This is a genomic window from Nostoc sp. DedQUE08, assembly GCF_034530895.1.
In the GTDB taxonomy this organism is placed as follows: Bacteria; Cyanobacteriota; Cyanobacteriia; order Cyanobacteriales; family Nostocaceae; genus Nostoc.
This window is the reverse complement of the sequence record NZ_JAVRCD010000010.1, coordinates 43,401-61,450: the sequence shown is the minus strand read 5'-3', so window position 1 is coordinate 61,450 and position 18,050 is coordinate 43,401. Positions and strand designations below refer to the sequence as shown.

Genomic DNA, 18,050 nt, shown 5'->3' with positions numbered 1-18,050 from the left:
GCTTCGTGTAACTAAGCCAACAAAAGCCCGATATTACAACTAATTCAGAACCGCTATAGTTAATTTGTGTTGTTAACCAAATTCTTGGAGGCGTAGCTAAACTTACTCTTAAAAAGCATCAAGTTTTAAGAAAGCTGCGAAAACTAATGACTGATGACTTTTTCAATAATAAAAAGCTACTTTTTGACCTATGGGCATCAAGTTACGATTGGTTCTTTCCTTCAGTGTTTTATCGAGCCATTCACCAACGGTTGCTGGAGTACGTCGATTTACCAGAGCTAGCAAATGTACTTGATATCGGCTGTGGTACTGGACGCTTGCTTGAGCGCCTTGCTACTCAGTTTCCCAATCTCCAAGCTACCGGATTGGATTTATCTGCTAATATGTTGCGGGTAGCAAGACAGAACAACCGCCATCGTCCACGCTTAATTTATATTGAGGGCAAAGCTGAGTCTCTTCCCTTTGCTGATGGTCAATTTGATGCCATTTTCAATACTATCAGCTTCTTGCACTATTTGGAACCAAAACAGGTGGTTAGTGAGATAGCACGGGTACTTTCTCCCGGTGGACGCTTTTATTTGGTTGACATTACTTCCAAAAAAGAGACCGAACCTCAATTATTGCCTATCTCTCCCCGTGGAATTAGACTCTACAGCCCTAATCAACGTCAACTTCTTGGCTCCTCTGCTGGGTTATTGTGTTTGAATCACCATTATTTACTAGGGCCTGTCTTACTAACGATTTTTGCTAAACCTCTAAGTTGAAATAGGAAATGGGGAGAGTAAAGGACTAGAAACATCTTGTATCAAGCCTTGTTCTGCATCTCTTAAATTACGAATTACGAATTACGAATTACGAATTACGAATTAGTCTGACCTCGATATTCCATAAATACCACAGGAACTTTGAGCAGCCTTTTAGCTAACTGCGAGAATCTAAATTTCTCCTTGAGCGTAGATAAGCCTATTGTCTTGGGAAATTGTGGCAAGTCTTCAAAAGATATTGGCACAAAGTCAAAGCGACTGTAAAACTGCACCAGCCGTTGACCTAAGCATTCCAGATAAAGTGGTTGCACTGCTGTATTAATCAAATGCTGCGTTAGCAAACTACCCAAACCGCGACCTCTCCAAGCTGATGCAACGACCAAGCTACCAAGTTCTTGTGCCCCTGAAAAGTTACGCAGCTGTCCGCAAGCTATCAGATTCTCATTGTATTCAACTACCCAAAATTGCTGCCAATTTAATTGGGTTGGATCGAGTTTGGCTGAAAATACCAGCAATCGAATCGACCACTGATCCCCAGAGGTTGCCTTGCGAAGGATACATCCAGATGGTAACGATAGATTGTTCTGGTTCATTAATTAGACTTTGATAGTTTGTATCACCATCATCACACCATATTATTCGCCTAGCTAGACTCAGATCGCTTGCCATTTACTGACAACTATCAATAAAGCAATTTCAAAAACATGTTAGACATAAAACCCGTTCCAGGTTCTACCTTAGCCATAAGAAGGGTTGTAAGGTTAAATAACTCTACATTTCTGGATTTTTTCAGCATACATGAGTAATACTAAACAATACTTCCGATAGAGGTAAAAATCAGCCATAACTATATCTGGATAGATGCATTCATACTCCTAATTTTTTAAGATAATCTCAAAGATAAATAATAAGGGATGTAATCATGGCTGAACAACAAAAATCTAATAATGAACAACCTGCGTCTACTGCTTCTGCTGACGGCGAAACCCCTACTGAAGAAAGTATCCGCAAAACTGGTGATGCACAAAAGAGTGATGCTAAATCCACTGCTACTCCAGAAGCTCCAGAAAACGATGGTGTAGCAGGTAGCCCCAATCAAGGAACTGAGTCACGTTAATTAATTTGAACTTTCCCAAGTTTTAATCAGCTCGTGGGGTCTTTTGTTGTAACCCTAATACACTAAATTTAGAGTGGAAATGTGGTGTTACACTACATCTCCACTTGTTTTTGTGTCAAAAATTGCATTGTCTCTCTCTACGTTGGTGCGTTAGCGTGGCTTACCGCAGCTATGTTTATTATCGTGTGGGTACTCGCGGTCAGGAATTTGTTCTCGTTGACTGTGATACTGCCCTCAGTCTAGCTCTAAGTAATTTACATATAGCGATCGCTCAGGATAATGATCTCAATATCTTGAGCGAATTATTTGAGGTTTTTTGCCGTCTTCATACTCGTCGAGAATTTTCTGGTACTGGCATTGGTCTAGCTATCTACAAAAAAATCGTTGAGCGGTATGGCGATCGCACGCATCTGGGCTGAGTCGAAACCGGGCCGGACGTAGGAACAGTATTTTATTTTACCCTCAACGCAAATTAAGGTATCTTTAAATAGGTATCTAATAACCGCTTATTAACCTTTTAACAAGCGCATGAATTCTAGCCCTATCTAAAAAATAGGAAATCAGGTGATTATCTAACAAATTGATATAACCCTGTACTATGGAAAAGCTCACAATTCACATTCTATTAGTAGAAGATAGTGCAAGTGATGCTCATCTGCTACGCCGGATATTTTTAAATTCAGATCAAGAACAATGGCAGATGTTACATGTTGAACGGTTATCTGAGGCGATAGAAGCTAGCAGGGAAAATTCTACGTCTAACCTTGATAATTCTCAGATAGAGAGTCGAAAGCAACGCAGATTCGACTTAGTTTTGTTAGACCTCGGCCTTCCAGACTCTATTGGACTGGACACGTTGAAAGAATTTATGGCAGCAGTACCTGATATCCCAGTTGTGGTATTAACAGGTGTTGACGATCAAGATTTAGCACTGCAAGCATTAGCAGAAGGAGCGCAAGACTATTTAGTTAAAGATAAAATCACTATACAATGGTTAGTGCGTGCCATTCGCTATGCCATTGAAAGAAGCGAAATTCTCAACCAACTACGCGAGAGTGAAGAACGCACCCGTCAAGCGCTGGCAAAAGAACAGGAACTCAACGAGTTAAAGTCAAACTTTGTAGCAATGGTTTCTCACGAGTTCCGCACCCCTATGACTACGATTCAGACGGCTGTAGATATCCTTCAATACAACAGCAATAAACTAACTGATATCCGCAGAACTAAATATTTCGATCGAATACAAAATGCTATCAACCAGATGCTTAATCTTTTAGATGAGATATTGTTCTTGAGTAAAACGGAAGCAGCTAAACTCGAATACAAGCCTACGCTGTTAAATTTAGAAAATTTCTGTAGCGAACTCACAGATATTCTTCAACTCAATGCAGGTAGTAAACACAGCATTATCTTTACTTGTCAAGGTGAATCGACCCAAGCCCAAATTGATGAAGACCTACTAAATTGTACCTTAACTAATTTGATTTCCAATGCCATTAAATATTCTCCTGAAAGTGATACTATTTGGTTTGATTTGATTTGCAAAGATCGCCTCGCAATTTTCCAAATCAAAGATCGGGGAATGGGAATTCCTCTCAAAGATCAAACTCATCTATTTCAAACCTTCTATCGCGCCAGCAATGTGGGTGTAATTCAAGGAACAGGATTGGGACTCACTATAGTTAAAAAATGTGTGGAGTTACATGGTGGTCATATTCAATTAGAAAGTGAGCAGGGTGTTGGTACAACAGTAATTGTCACTTTACCACTACAATGATTAGACAAATAAATTATTATAATTGGGCATTGGGCATTGGGCATTGGGCATTGGGCATTGGGTATGGAGAAGAGACAAGGTAGACAAGGAAGAGGCTTGTTCAATAATTCCGTCCCCTTGTCCCCTTGTCTCCCCTGCTCTCCTGCTTATTTTGGTGCTTGGGAATTTGGGGTTGGACAAGTTTTATTAACAAAATCACACTGATAAATATAGGGTTCTTGCCAATTCAGAGGAATTTCTAACAAGTCTCGCGTTCCTGTCATACCTTGTCCAATAAATAGCAACAAAGCAATGCAATTTAAAATCGTATGGACAAGACGCCAGCGATTGGACTTATCTTGATAAATATCTTGAACAATTGCTAATGAAAAAATCATTAGCAGTGCTGCGGTAATGCCAATATAATAATGTGACCAATACCACTCATTGGTGCGGCGATAGACTCCATCTTGACAGCCGATAATTACTAAACCTGCACCAGTTAAAGTTGCAAAAACTGCCCGCCACACCCGCTGTTTTGCCCGATAAAGAAATACTAATGAGGCGATGGTGGCAGCAAATATTAGCAGTACAAAAATAACTTGAAAAGGTGTTTGATTCCACAATTGATTTTTGATAACATTTTTACCAATAGGGTAGCTTAATCCGATTAAAGTTAATCCAACAACTGCACTTGTGAGCCTTTCACCTAACTGCTTATGTTCTGCACCCACCACTGGAGGAATTTTACTCTTACTACCTACTAAAATTTGCAATCTGCGTTGGCGTGTTTGCCAAGCAAAATTAACTACTGTACCAATAAGTGGAAAGACGAATATAATTGCGATCGCAGGATGTAAAAGACCAAGAAAATCTGTTATTTGCATAGAATACCTTTCAATGAATCATTGAATTCATCACAAAGGATAATTTAAAGTATCGTACCATTACTTAAATTAATTTCAGATGAGAATTTGTTTAATATTTATTTTTGTTGTTTTTAGCTGATTTTAATCAAGAAACTATTTAAAGATTTTATAAAAGATAATGACTTTAGCAAATATTTCCATATAATTTTGAATATATGGAAATATTTTTTAATATAAAATTATACAAATAATAATTGAAAAACAATTAAGTTCCTTCTCTATCTGACGCGAATTCATTTATATGAATTGCCCATAACTACAGTGTCTAGTTTTGGTTAAGTCCTAATTTTTTCAAAAAATACATCGCTACCTACGTGGATTTTCTATTTTCCAAAGCAAGTAATTTTTGTCACCATATACTACAAAAGTTTTATAATTATAATTTGTTTCTATTTGCTTACGCCAGGTATCCGAAGGATTTAGTAAAAAAATATCAGTGAACTCATCAGGAATATTAGGGATAGAAAGGTTTCTTACTAATTGAAACTGCACTTTTGGCTGTAAAAGATAGCTGAGAGAAAAGACATTTCCATAATTAATACCAGAATCATTGCTAATTAAAAGTGGATGAGTTGCCTGATTTATAATTTTTGCAACTTGTGGATTACCATAGCTAATAACCTTACTCCACCAAGTTTCGGCCTGAGAACTCACTCCATAAGAAACTAGTCCACAAATAATCACTAGTCCCATGATTGTTTGCCAGATTCTTCGGCGTACAATACTCTTATTATATAGCTGCATAGCTAGTAAATAAGTAATAGCAAGTTGAATTCCTAAATAAGAAACCAATAAATAACGTTCTGCAAGTGAGCGTATACCCCCAAAAAGTAAGTCTGGTAGCATTAAAGGTAATGCAGGAATCAGAATTAGCGTGACAATAAACAACCAAATTTTATAGTTAGTTTTTCGATAAATAAAATAAATAGAATATCCAACAAGAACTAAAAAAAATGGCGTAATTACATAGGTAAAGGGATTTTCAAAGCCTAAATCTAAATCCAGAAAAATCCTATTTAACTGTAAAAGCCAAGATTTAATCAAAGCATCTAAGGGTAAATGTCTTTTTGTCCAAGCTGTTGAACTTTTTAATTGCAACAAGTTAACTATCACAACCTGTATCCAAGGTGTAAAAGCTAAAAACCCTGCAAAAGATGCTAATAGATAAGCTTTTACTGTTCTAGTAAACCTAAATTTTGCAGTGGCAATTACATAAATTCCATGAGCGACTACAACAAATCCACTGAATAAAAATGTATAAAGACTAAGCACCAAAGTGACTGCATATATTCCCCAATTTAGTATACGTAGTACTCCATGTTGTGATTCCAATCGTAATGCTCGTAGTAATGAAGCGTTACATAGCAATATAGTCACTATCCAGAGAATATATTCTCGTGCTTCTTGGGCGTATACTAAGTGAATAGGGGAGATTGCTATGAGTGCGATCGCAACCTCAGATACCCATACCGATGCTTTAAATAATTCTCGACATAGCCAATAAATACTCGGAAAAATCAACAAGCTGATAAACGCAGATAAACTTCTGATTGCTGTCACCGAATTACCAAAGATTCCTACCCAAAGCCGAGCGAGTATATAATACAGTGGTGGATGCTGTGGATCGTCTACTTCCAAAGATATAATTGTGTCACGTAAGCCTTTCTCCATATTGGGACTTTGGAATTTGGCAAAACTTTCCTTATTAATTATGCGACCATTAAATATTTGCTGCTTAACTTCATTTGACGTATAACCAGAAATTCGTAATGAAGTGAAAGTCTCATCGTGCCAGTAAACTTTGCGGTCAAGGTTAAAAAAACGAAAAAATATACCCACCATTAACAAAACTACAATGAGAAATCGCAATCTATTCGGAGCAAGTTGGAGATGCCGCATAACTAAATTTCACAATAAATTTTACAAAAATTATGTATTTTAATGAAACAACTACATCATGTTTAATCGCTGTCATTAAAGCATCTGGTAACAGCTATAGCACGCTATAAATTAGCAGATAATTTATTATTAGATGAGATATTCCGTCGGCGTACATTACGAGCTTTAGCCAATTTCCAAATCGAATAATAGCGATCGCTATAAACAATATCTGTCTTTAATTTATACTTTTTTTCTATTGTTTTACCCCAAGTGTCTGAAGGATTAAGTAAAAACACATCAGTAAACCCATCAGGAATTTTAGGAATTTTTTGATTTACCAACAGAAATCGTACTTTTGGTTCCAAAAGATAGCTTAAAGAAAAGATATTACCATAATTATTACCCAAAGCATCACCGATCAAAAGTGGACGATTACTCTGATTGATGATTTGGGCAACTTGTGGGCTGCTATAATTTATACCCTTATTCCACCAAGTTTCTGCCTGAAAACTTACCTTAGAAGAAATTAAACCACAAATAATCACTAATGCCATGATTATGTACCAAAAGCTCCGACGTGCCCCGCTCTCATTATATAGTTGTGTAGCTAATAGATAAGCAACAGCTATTTGGATTCCTAAATAAGATGGTATTAAATATGGTTCGATAGACGCTCGTATACTCCCAGCAATTAAATTTGGCAGTATTAGGGGTAATGCTGGTACTACAATTAATGTGATGATAAAAGACCAGACTTTATAGTTAGTTGCTCGACAAATAAAATAAATTGAATATGCTACTAAAGTTAAAAAAGCTAGTGCAATTACATAGCCTAGAGAATTTTCGGAACTAAGGTCTATATCAAAAAAAATCCGGCTTAACTGCATTAGCAAAAATGGAAATATAGGTATCAATTCTGACTGTATCGTTGTTTTATCTGCTGAAATCAAAAATTGAAAAAATTCACCAATCACAACTGTTATCCAAGGCATGAAAGCTAAAAAAGCTACCAGTGATGCTATCAGATAAGTTCTAACAGTTTCATTAAACTGAAATTTGGCAGCGGTAATTACATAAATTCCGTGAGCAACTGCTACAAATGCACTCCAAAGAAATGTATAAAGACTAATCGCTAAAGTAACTGCATAAAGGCTCCAAATAGCGAATAAATCTGGTTTTTGTCGTTCTTCTGCTAGCTCATCTTCTAGCCTTATGGCTCGCAGCAGAGACGCACTAGATAGTAAAATGGTGACTAACCAAAGAATATATTCTTGTGCTTCTTGGGCGTATACTAGATGAATTGGAGAGATAGCCATGAGTGCGATCGCAACACCAGGAACCGATAATGGCACATTAAATAATTCTCGACATAGCCAATAAACACAAGGGAACACCAGCAAACTAATGCAGGCTGATAAACTTCTAATAGCTGTCACCGAATTACCAAAGATTTCCATCCACAATCTTGCTATTATGTAATACAATGGCGGATGTTGAGGATCTTGTTTTGCTAAAGACATAATTGTGTCATTTAAGCTTTTTTCTGGATTTGCACCTTGAAACTGAGCAAAACTTTCTTTACCAATCACACGATTATTAAAAAGTTGCTGTTTAGCTTCATTAATTGTGTAACCAGAAATTCGCAATGAGGCATAAATTTCATCGTGCCAAAAAACTTTACCATCAAGATTAGAAAAGCGAAATAATATACCCATCGTCAATAAGAAGATAGTTAAAAATCGCAACCAACTCGGAGCAAATTTGAGATGGCGCATAAGTGGGTTTCCTAAAAAGTTTTCTCAAATTATCTAAATTAAGTGGACTGGATGAGGTGTCGCAGCTACGCCCATCGTAGACATAGCGAAGACTTCAAGCAAAGCCTATTTGTTAAACATCGCCAACTGGACTTTAATTTGATTGGGAAGATTGGCAATCAACACCTCTCCTTTATTAACTACAAAAAGAAATGGGCAAGGTTGTATCAAATCCCGCAAAACTGGATTTTGTTTTGAAACCGAGATGTCAATAAAGTATAAAATACACTAAGTCTAGTTATATCTGTACTAAGGGTTTTTTGAGAGGGTTTGGATAACGCCATCTGCCAAAGTCTGCAATATTAGATATAGTTAAAAAATCAATAGTTTTAAAGTGTCGGTCAATAGCAGGAAGGCTGCATATTTTAGCTCCAATATTCAAGTAAGCCTGCAAAATTTTAGGAATTTCAATATTAGATGAACCTGGATAATTTTGAGTCAGTTCTAAACAAAATTGTGAATTTGGGTAAACCAAAATACTTGGATGCATCAAGTTATTCTGCCGAAAATAATCATAAGCGCAAGTAGCTTGCCCAGGACATTGTGTTAGTAATGATGCACAGCCAAAGAAATATTGGTTTTTACTCCAGATGAGATAATTTGCCAGCCCTTCCCAGAGTAGTAAAAGTGCCTGACTATTGCGATATTCTTTAGCTATACATACACGCCCAACTTCCACTGATACCTGAAGCACAGAATTGGGAATTCCATTAAGATTAAATATATCGGTAGCATCAAAGCCTAGTCTTTGAGAAGCCATTATATAGGTCTGCATCCGATAAGTTCCAATCGTTTTACCCGTATGTTTGGAGATTAGGATTAAATGATGGCAAACCGCATCAAACTTATCTATATCCATCTGGGTAAAATTAGAAGCAGAAAACCCCAAGCCTAGTTCAAGATTAAAAACTTCAAAGCGCAACCGAAAAATTGATTCTAATTCTTCTTCAGTTGAAGCCAGCCGTAGGGTATATTTTTCAGTTTGAAGGACGGGAAAATCTTCAAGAGTGGGAGGAGGATTCAGTGGGTAATTGATGCGTCCAGAAACTTCCATCTATCTTCCTACTTAGATTTGCGAAAATATTCTATAAGATTTAGGCACTATATAAATAAATCACATTATGAATTAATGTGTATAAGCGTAATTGATATAGTTTGCGATCAAACATCCTTTAGAGAAATAAGCTTGGGTTAAGGATTTTTGGTACTGATTTTGACCTGTAAAGACACGTTAGCCAGCGGGACATTAGCATAGTGGGGCGATCGCGCAGCGTCTTGTAGAGAAGCCTAGTCCCATTTCGTGTCTCTACCAAGGATTTTAGGTTGAACTGAACGGTATTGCGATTTAAAGAGCTTTTTTACTTTCTTAGATTAGGGTTAGAGTGCTTTTATTATGGACATTAATTCCTAAAAAATCTGGCAATAAGATACAAAATTTTCTTTTGATATACGCTATAGATGTAAGTTATATCATTTTACACAAACTCCGATATACCGCAGAATACAGAATTCAGGAGTAAAACAAGCTTTATACCTGGGTCAGACAAATCGTTGTGTACCTCACCTTCCTTGAAATCTGCTATGTATTGTGATGACAATTATCCTTAGTAGGGAAATTATGTCAATCTATCTACTAAGAGAACTTGTTATGGTGTCCAACAGTTGAAGTATTGCAACAAGCCTTATCAAAAAGATTTTTAGAATTTCCTAGCTTCAAAACCAGTTATAAATTTGCTAATTGCACATCAGAAGGCTATTCTCGCTTGCTAGAGTGTGAGTAGTTCACGTAAAATATAGTGCCATTGTTGCAGCAGTTCTCATGACCTCATCTGCGTCGTTTGACATATTAGAGTCTTTACAGGCGGATATCGCTGAATTGATCGTTCGTTTACCGACATTAAAAAATCGGCAATTTATTCAGCAAGCACTTACTACTATTGTTCGTCTAGCTGATACTGAAATTGAGCGTCTCGATTGGAAAATATTATCCGCTGCATTAGCAGATATGGAGCGCGGTTTCCAGCTTTTCTATGATTACCGACACGTTCGCAAAGTCACCATCTTTGGTTCTGCTCGTCTAGCGCCAGATAGGCCAGAATACCAAATGGCCCTTGAGTTTGCTCGCGCTGTTTCTCAATTAGGATTTATGGTGATGACTGGCGGTGGTGGTGGAATCATGCAGGCGGGTCATGAAGGTGCTGGACGAGAAAATTCCTTTGGATTAAACATTCAGTTACCCTTTGAACAACAAGCAAACCCTTTTATAGAGGGCGATCCCAAGCTAATTAACTTCAAATATTTCTTTACCCGCAAGCTGTTTCTCCTCAAAGAAAGTGATGCTGTAGCCTTGTTTCCGGGAGGCTTTGGCACTCAAGATGAAGCCTTTGAATGTATGACATTAAGCCAAACTGGTAAATTTGGGCCAGTACCTTTAGTTTTAATCGATCGCCCTGGTGGTGATTACTGGCGCTCTTGGAGCGAATATATTGATAAGCAATTAGTGCAAAACGGTCTTGTCAATCCTGAAGACCCCAACCTTTATACAGTGACAGACAACCTGGATGTGGCTTGTGATGCTATCACCCGTTTTTACCAGGTTTATCATTCCAGCCGCTATGTAAGCAATAAGCTAGTCATCCGCCTGAAGACAGATATATCAGACGCTCTTTTAGAACAACTTAATGCTGATTTCAGCGACATTATTATTCAAGGAAGAATTGAAAAAAGTCAGGCATTACCTCAAGAAGCACAAGATGAAACTGTTGGATTACCTCGCCTCATTTTATACTTCAATCAACGCGATTTGGGACGTTTGTATCAGATGATTGCCACAATTAACCGGATGGGTACTCCTTCACCAGAGGATGCAGCGCATCCAGAAAGAAAGTAGGTAAGCTAAAACACATCTAATTTGCATATTAAAATTTTCTCACTATCTTGTAGGGCGGATAAGATGTCCGCCCTGATTATGCAACTTGAATGCTGATTAGTGTATTAAGGGAAAAAAGGGAGAGAATTTTGAATACTTTCCCTTTCCTTGTTTCAAGGTTATGGAATTACCAAGAGCGATCGCACAGCATAAAGCCTTTTATTATCAGGCTGCGACACCCTGCGCGTAGGTTAAGGCAAAAGACGCGATGAATCGCTGTCAAGACAAAAGGCTGATTATTATAGAGGCGGCGATTTATCGTGTCTTTAGCGCGAAAACAATATTATTCACCCTACTTACAGATGAGAAAAACACCAGTTATTATGACTCAATACTGATTTTTGTAAAAAAGCTTGTATATTAGCACAGTAAACAACGCTTGAGATCCTAACAGAGGAATAAAAAATGCTGGAATTATTGGGTTCAGGTTTGGTGTCGCTTTGGCTGGAAATGGCTGGAGTACAAATCAAACCTCTAGATGCCTTAGATGCACTAACTTGGCAAAGTAGCCCTGGCTTTGTTCTTGCCCCCGATCCAAATCCAACTGGGGCGACTACAGTGCAGGAATATTTGAAAAAGCTCATCACATCAAAAGTGGTGGCGCAAAATCTGGCTGAGAGTCAGGGAATTTGGATGCAGTCGGGACCAATGCTGATGGCAAATCACCAAGGTACGACACCTCTGCCGGCTGCTTCTTTAACCAAAATTGCCACTTCACTAGTTGCTTTGAAAACTTGGGGGCCAGATTACCAATTTGATACTTTGGTGAGTGTCACTGGCCCAGTGGTAAATGGAGTTGTGCAGGGCGATTTGGTGGTTACAGGCCGTGGCGATCCTTTGTTTGTTTGGGAAGAAGCGATCGCTCTTGGTAATACTCTCAATCAAATGGGCATCAAGCAAGTAAAAGGAAATTTGATTATTACTGGCAGTTTTGCCATGAATTTTCAACGTCAGCCAATGCTAGCCGGTCTGATGCTCAAGCAAACGCTAAATCGTGCCACTTGGGGTCGCCCTGCAATTTATACACACTCAATCATGCCCAAGGGAACACCCAAGCCTCAAGTTGTGATTGCGGGTGCAGTGAAAGTTGAGGCGCAACCAAACCCTCAACAAACTTTGTTACTGCGTCATCGCTCATTGCCCTTGAAGCAACTGCTCAAGGAAATGAACGTTTATAGTAACAACGATATGGCAGAGATGCTGGCAGACTCAGTAGGGGGAGCGCCTGTAGTCCAATCAACTGCTGCTAATCTAGCGAGAGTGCCACAAGCGGAAATCCAGTTAATCAATGGTTCTGGATTGGGGCCGGAAAATCGCATTTCCCCCAGGGCTGTGTGTGCCATGTTTATGGCTATTCAAGCTGAAGCATCTGCCCATCAACTGAATCTAGCTGACTTATTCCCGATGTCTGGATTCGACCACCGGGGGACACTACACACTAGACACATTCCCCTAGCGACTGTGATCAAAACTGGTACTCTCCGGGATGTGAGCGCTTTAGCGGGAGTAATGCCCACACGCGATCGCGGTTTGGTTTGGTTTGCGATTATCAACCGTGGGACAAATGTCTGGGGTTTGCGGACTGGACAAGACCAACTCTTGCAAAGTGTTGTTAAACAATTACAATTACCTCCAACCGTTCCTGTTAACCTCACTCCCCACTCAGCCATTAACTCTTTACCCCAGCTAGGTGCAGTTAATCGGAATGAAATTTTATACAAAAGTTAGGGACTTCCATAATCTACAGTTAGAACAGAGAGGGGACTAATGTTATTCGCAATCCAAAAGTTTTATTGATGGGTAAAAACCGAACTTGAAAGGGTAATGTCCATAATAGCTTTTGGGTTAAATTTTCTATTAAGTTGATTACAGGTAGTTCGCAAAATGCCCTAACCCCAGTAGGGTAAAGAGCAAGCGAAACCTAAAATAAAAATAACTGTAAATAGATTTGTCACGACTAAGCAACAATTAAGCTTATAAATTAGGTTGTGATTATGCGATTTCCCAAAATATCTCGGTCTTTACGGCAACTAAGTACTCATGTTTTAGCGATCGCGCTAGGAGTTGTGCTAGCGGTTAGCACATTGCAAGTGTTACCCTCCCAAGCCGAACCAGCACCCACAATAACTGTTGATACTTCAAATTTAATTGCTCAACGGCAATCACCAGCTAGTGCTGCGATCGGTAGCACTAGCTTTGTCACAGCCGCAGTGAATCGTGTTGGTTCAGCAGTTGTCCGCATTGATACTGAGCGAACAATTACTCGCCGCGTCGATCCATTTATGGAAGACCCCTTTTTCCGTCGGTTTTTTGGTGACGGTTTCTCCCAACAGATGCCGCCGTCTGAGCAATTACGTGGTTTAGGCTCAGGTTTCATTATTGACAAGAGCGGGTTAGTTATGACTAATGCTCATGTGGTCGATAAGGCGGATAAAGTAACAGTCCGACTCAAAGATGGTCGCACCTTTGAAGGAAAAGTTCAAGGTATTGATGAAGTCACAGATTTGGCAGTAGTCAAAATTAACGCTGGTAACGATTTACCAGTCGCGCCTTTGGGTTCTTCCACTAATGTCCAAGTAGGAGACTGGGCGATCGCAGTTGGTAATCCTTTGGGATTCGATAACACTGTTACCTTGGGAATTGTCAGTACCCTCAAACGTTCCAGCGCCCAAGTCGGCATTAGCGATAAACGCTTGGATTTCATTCAGACAGACGCCGCTATTAACCCTGGTAACTCTGGCGGCCCACTATTGAATGGTCAAGGTGAAGTAATTGGGATTAACACAGCCATTCGCCCTGATGCAATGGGTATTGGGTTTGCCATTCCTATTGATAAAGCTAAAGCGATCGCAACGCAACTGCAACGCGATGGCAAAGTTGCTCATCCCTATCTCGGTGTGCAAATGCTAACTTTGACACCCGATCTTGCCAAGCAAAATAATACCGATCCCAACTCTCCGATTCAGATACCAGAAATCAATGGTGTTTTTGTTATGCGAGTTGTCCCCAATTCTCCAGCCGCATCTGCGGGTATCCGACGCGGAGATGTAATTCTGCAAATTGATGGTAAAGCTATTACCAGTGCCGAACAATTGCAGAATGTTGTGGAAGACAGTCGCCTTGGTCAAGTATTACAGGTAAAAGTGCAACGAGGTAATAAGACAGAGCAGCTTTCAGTCCGCACAGCCGAGTTGCAAAATGCGTCGTAGGGGCAATATAGCCTATTTTAATTGTGTGGAATAGTAAGGGCACAGCAATGCTGTGCCCAAAGCGCGTATAGTCTATAAAGGTTTTTAACCTACAGAAGTGAGTAAAGTTTCGTGTAGCCGCGACTTCCAGTAGCCAAGACCAGTAACAATTTAGACTTTTCAAACATCCTCTTTGAATAGAAACTGCGATGTGCGATCGCAGTTTTCGGTACTACTGGTTTCCTCTTTTGATAAGTTGGAATTGATGGGTTGCGATGCCTACGGCGGGCTACACCTAAGCATTGGGGGAGCTAACGGAGTTAGAATGCTTTCGGTCACTTATTACACATATTAGTTTTTTCGTGGAATGCTGTACTACCCTGTTTACGGGGTGAAATGAGCATTGATACTGAAACTTATGCTAAGGACTTGATGAGCCACTTTCAATACTGCGATCGCCACAGATAAATGTAGCGAACTGGAAACAAGGCAATTTTGAAACCACATTAACTGCAAATAAGGGGGTCTACCGACTAAAGCTCACCAAATCCTTCAATCTCAGCTTCACCCTTAACACGCCTACCACTTTCATTTCGCCCAATAAAATACCACTTGGTTTTCATGTTAATTAATTCGGCACTACCACTCCAATTTTGAAAATCAGTGTATTGATAATTAGGTAATATCATTCCTCTTGGACAGGAATACCATTCAATAAAATCATTACGAGTAAAGGGTTTACCTGTGAAGTTTTTGAAGTACCATTGTCCTCCAACCCAACTAAAAGCACCAAATTCTTCAATAACAACTTTTCCAGCTAATGACTCAATTGTAGTGGCATATACCCAAGTGTATTGATATCCACTTAATCCGCCTCTGTGTGCTTGTACAGGATTTGGTGTATGAGTTACTTTCAATACTGTCGGAAAAGACGAGAGTGCTTTTAGCTTACATGAACTTCTCCATACTCCGAGCAAAAATTGCAGCTTTCGTCCTATTTCTGTTATCACATACACTACATTTCACCTAGCTGTATATACTTAAACAATTATTATATGAAATTTTTCGATACAAGCCGCTAAGTTAGATGTATACAGCAATTTTGTGAAATAGATGGATTGGGAAGAGCTTTATCAAAATTGGTTATCTCAACGAAATGCTAACAATGATAATATAACGTTGAGCTTTTTTAGGATTAAGCCGATATCTGTGTAATTTGGGTTTAGTTTGTACAGAGTAGAGCATATACTCTGAAAAAAAGCCTTCCTGCCCGATCTCAGAAAAACAGGTAAAACGGCTCTTTTATAAAAGCTGCCAATCACTTGTAGTAAAAGTTTAGGGCTACCAATGCTGCGAAACTTCCTTCCCCAGTCAGGGCTATGACCCTAAACATAACTTAGGAAATCGCTACAACGACTCTAAATCACTTACCAACAACTAATACCAGACCTTCATGGGCTAATAGGGCTTGAGGAAAAGCAGATTTAATATCGACTTGCACCCGATCGAGAAAATCATCATGGTCATCTGGGTGATGATGAGAAATGGCTAGCCGTTTGACGCCAGCATTCAGAGCTGCATTCACCGCAGCTTGCCAGAGTAAATCAGCAGAATCATGGTTGTGAGATGTCGGCGGAGTATAAGTGGCATTGGCAATCAGCAAGTCAACGCCTTTAATAAACTCTAAAATCCGCTCTCGCTCCACTTGATCGGCATTTTGGTGCAAATCCGTGATATAAGCAACACTATACTCCTGCCAACTAACTCGGTAGCCAACTGACCGCTGAGTTTGATTAATTAATGCAATTGTAATGGTGACATCATCTAACTTTACGTCACTTTCTGGGGTCAGATTGTAAAATTGCAATTCTGACTGCATTACCTGTAAAGGGTAAGGAAAGTGTGGCTGGAGCATCTGATCGTACAGACATTGTTTGATTGAGGCTCCATTTGAGGCCGCTGTGCCGTAAATATGGAAGCAATTTTCTCCAATAAATGCAGGAGCAAAAAAGGGAAATCCTTGAATTCGGTTTGATTGGCAGTTGGTAAAAAATAAATGGGCTTCTAGTGGCTGTTCCAGTTCTTGCCAAGTTTTACCCAATATGCGTAAGCCTGTACCGCCATCAAAAATCAAGCGTTTCCCAGCTACATGTATTTCTACACAAGCGGTATTACCACCATAACGACTGGTATTGCTACTAGGAGTAGGAATTAAACCTCTTACACCCCAGAATTGCACGATAAACTCACCTGCTGGGCTACTTGGCAGGGTAGATGACTTTTCTCTTATGTAGCTCTGGGAATCCGACAACTCAAAATTTGACATTTTCCTTGAAATTAGACCTTAGTGAGCAGGTCATCGTAGCGCCGCACTTCTAACAGCCTGTTTTTTTCGTCCACAATGACTACCGTAGGAGAGTAACTTTTTAACTCTTCTGGAGTGAACTGCCCGTAAGTCATTATAATCAAGCGATCGCCAATAATGCCTAGACGTGCCGCACCCCCATTTAGCTCAATGATTCCTGAATGAGCTAGAGCCGGGATCGCATAAGTAATAAAGCGCTGACCGTTGGCACTATTAACTACTTGCACCTGCTCATAAGGTAAGATACCAGCTTTTTCCAAAAGGATTTCATCAATACTGATACTACCTACGTAGTTGATATTTGCCCCTGTAAGGGTGCAGTTATGAATTTTTGCCAAAAGGAGAGTACGCTGCATTCTGGTTTAGGGTTGGTGGCAGATTTTAAAATCCGTAACAAGGGAAAGTTAGCAAAGTGAAGTGAGGAGTTAGGAGTGAGGAGTTAGGAATAAAAATTCATAACTCTTAACTCTTAACTCCTAACTCTTAACTCTTAACTCCTCTATTATCCTCTATAAGCTTTGACGGATTTTTCAACTAAAGCTGCAACCTTGTCTACATCTTGCCAACCGAGAATTTCAGTCACCTTTTTTTCCAAATTTTTATAACTACGGAAAAATTCAGCAATTTCATCTAAGCGGTGTGGTGCTATGTCTTTCAGAGATTTTACCTGAGTGTAGCGCGGATCTTTGTCAGGAACACAAAGGATTTTTTCATCGCGATCGCCACCGTCAATCATCTCCAAAAAGCCAATTGGTCGCGCAGCAATAATACAGCCGGGAAAGGTCGGCTCATCAATTATGACCATACCATCTAGGGGATCGCCATCATCAGCCAAAGTATTGGGTACAAAGCCGTAGTCATAAGGATATTGTACTGAGGAATAAAGTACTCGGTCTAGAGCAAAAGCTTGTAGTTCCTTGTCGTATTCGTATTTATTTTTACTTTTGCCAGTAATTTCAATCAGAACGTTGATTAGACCAGGTTTCGGTTGGGCAGGAATACGAGATAAGTCCACAAAAAACTCCTCTGATAACTGTGAATCATGGGGGCACTCTGTCAGCTTCGCTCCCCGTGTAGAATTTTAGGGCAATATGGATCTCTTCCCAAGGTATTTGTTCTATGGCATAGGGCACTGGGGAAGAAACTTTCAGATGCAACCTATTCCCTTGAATTAGCCAAAAAATAGAAAAAGCGTTACGAGCAAACTTCGCAACGCTTTTTCCAAGAGGGTATTATGGATATCCTCCGCCCTTAATTGTTCTTAGAGGCATTTCTGTCCTAACAATGTTTAAGACAACTAAAATCTG

16 protein-coding genes are annotated in these 18,050 nt (G+C 39.4%); 7 read left to right on the top strand and 9 right to left on the bottom strand.

Going from position 1 to position 18,050, the window contains the following annotated elements; genetic code table 11:
* Nucleotides 1-146: 146 nt before the first annotated feature.
* The gene (locus tag RMY64_RS09235) at nt 147-764 is read left to right on the top strand and encodes a class I SAM-dependent methyltransferase (RefSeq protein ID WP_322699855.1); all 618 of its coding nucleotides are present in this window, start codon (nt 147-149) and stop codon (nt 762-764) included.
* A gap of 95 nt (nt 765-859) precedes the next feature.
* Here the strand turns inward: RMY64_RS09235 and RMY64_RS09230 are convergent, their stop codons facing one another.
* Entirely contained in the window at nt 860-1,357 is a 498-nt protein-coding gene (locus tag RMY64_RS09230) for a GNAT family N-acetyltransferase (RefSeq protein WP_322699854.1), read from the bottom strand.
* A 329-nt stretch (nt 1,358-1,686) separates the two neighbouring features.
* On the opposite strand from RMY64_RS09230, the gene RMY64_RS09225 reads away from it, so the two are divergent.
* From RMY64_RS09225 to RMY64_RS09215, 3 genes are all read left to right on the top strand, one after another.
* Complete coding sequence (locus tag RMY64_RS09225; RefSeq protein WP_322671144.1) at nt 1,687-1,881, top strand: hypothetical protein; 195 nt, start codon at nt 1,687-1,689, stop codon at nt 1,879-1,881.
* Nucleotides 1,882-2,036: 155 nt separating this feature from the next.
* Entirely contained in the window at nt 2,037-2,300 is a 264-nt protein-coding gene (locus tag RMY64_RS09220) for a hypothetical protein (RefSeq protein WP_322699853.1), read from the top strand.
* A gap of 179 nt (nt 2,301-2,479) precedes the next feature.
* Complete coding sequence (locus RMY64_RS09215; RefSeq protein ID WP_322699852.1) at nt 2,480-3,658, top strand: hybrid sensor histidine kinase/response regulator; 1,179 nt, start codon at nt 2,480-2,482, stop codon at nt 3,656-3,658.
* Between the two features lie 146 nt (nt 3,659-3,804).
* On the opposite strand, the gene RMY64_RS09210 is transcribed toward RMY64_RS09215, so the two are convergent.
* The 4 genes from RMY64_RS09210 to RMY64_RS09195 all read right to left on the bottom strand — a co-directional run bounded on the left by RMY64_RS09210 (nt 3,805) and on the right by RMY64_RS09195 (nt 9,315).
* Complete coding sequence (locus RMY64_RS09210) at nt 3,805-4,524, bottom strand: DUF4079 domain-containing protein (RefSeq protein WP_322699851.1); 720 nt, start codon at nt 4,522-4,524, stop codon at nt 3,805-3,807.
* A 348-nt stretch (nt 4,525-4,872) separates the two neighbouring features.
* Nucleotides 4,873-6,465 (bottom strand): glycosyltransferase family 39 protein, encoded by a 1,593-nt coding sequence (locus RMY64_RS09205; RefSeq protein ID WP_322691520.1) that lies wholly within the window; start codon nt 6,463-6,465, stop codon nt 4,873-4,875.
* A gap of 104 nt (nt 6,466-6,569) precedes the next feature.
* Nucleotides 6,570-8,222 (bottom strand): glycosyltransferase family 39 protein, encoded by a 1,653-nt coding sequence (locus RMY64_RS09200; protein WP_322699850.1) that lies wholly within the window; start codon nt 8,220-8,222, stop codon nt 6,570-6,572.
* Nucleotides 8,223-8,499: 277 nt separating this feature from the next.
* On the bottom strand, nt 8,500-9,315 hold the full coding sequence (locus tag RMY64_RS09195) for a GNAT family N-acetyltransferase (protein WP_322699849.1): 816 nt from the start codon (nt 9,313-9,315) through the stop codon (nt 8,500-8,502).
* Between the two features lie 765 nt (nt 9,316-10,080).
* Between RMY64_RS09195 and RMY64_RS09190 the strand changes: the two genes are divergently transcribed.
* The 3 genes from RMY64_RS09190 to RMY64_RS09180 all read left to right on the top strand — a co-directional run bounded on the left by RMY64_RS09190 (nt 10,081) and on the right by RMY64_RS09180 (nt 14,399).
* On the top strand, nt 10,081-11,151 hold the full coding sequence (locus RMY64_RS09190) for an LOG family protein (RefSeq protein ID WP_322671150.1): 1,071 nt from the start codon (nt 10,081-10,083) through the stop codon (nt 11,149-11,151).
* Nucleotides 11,152-11,595: 444 nt separating this feature from the next.
* A complete protein-coding gene (locus tag RMY64_RS09185) occupies nt 11,596-12,918 on the top strand; it encodes a D-alanyl-D-alanine carboxypeptidase (RefSeq protein WP_322671151.1) in 1,323 nt (440 codons plus the stop codon).
* A gap of 266 nt (nt 12,919-13,184) precedes the next feature.
* Nucleotides 13,185-14,399 (top strand): HhoA/HhoB/HtrA family serine endopeptidase, encoded by a 1,215-nt coding sequence (locus tag RMY64_RS09180; protein WP_322671152.1) that lies wholly within the window; start codon nt 13,185-13,187, stop codon nt 14,397-14,399.
* A 512-nt stretch (nt 14,400-14,911) separates the two neighbouring features.
* On the opposite strand, the gene RMY64_RS09175 is transcribed toward RMY64_RS09180, so the two are convergent.
* From RMY64_RS09175 to RMY64_RS09160, 4 genes are all read right to left on the bottom strand, one after another.
* Complete coding sequence (locus tag RMY64_RS09175) at nt 14,912-15,388, bottom strand: hypothetical protein (protein ID WP_322671153.1); 477 nt, start codon at nt 15,386-15,388, stop codon at nt 14,912-14,914.
* 413 nt (nt 15,389-15,801) lie between these two features.
* Nucleotides 15,802-16,704, bottom strand: coding sequence for an MBL fold metallo-hydrolase (locus RMY64_RS09170; protein WP_322671154.1), 903 nt, complete (start codon nt 16,702-16,704; stop codon nt 15,802-15,804).
* 11 nt (nt 16,705-16,715) lie between these two features.
* Nucleotides 16,716-17,099 (bottom strand): aspartate 1-decarboxylase, encoded by a 384-nt coding sequence (panD, locus tag RMY64_RS09165; protein ID WP_094349223.1) that lies wholly within the window; start codon nt 17,097-17,099, stop codon nt 16,716-16,718.
* A 146-nt stretch (nt 17,100-17,245) separates the two neighbouring features.
* On the bottom strand, nt 17,246-17,758 hold the full coding sequence (locus RMY64_RS09160; protein ID WP_322671155.1) for an inorganic diphosphatase: 513 nt from the start codon (nt 17,756-17,758) through the stop codon (nt 17,246-17,248).
* Between the last annotated feature and the right edge of the window lie 292 nt (nt 17,759-18,050).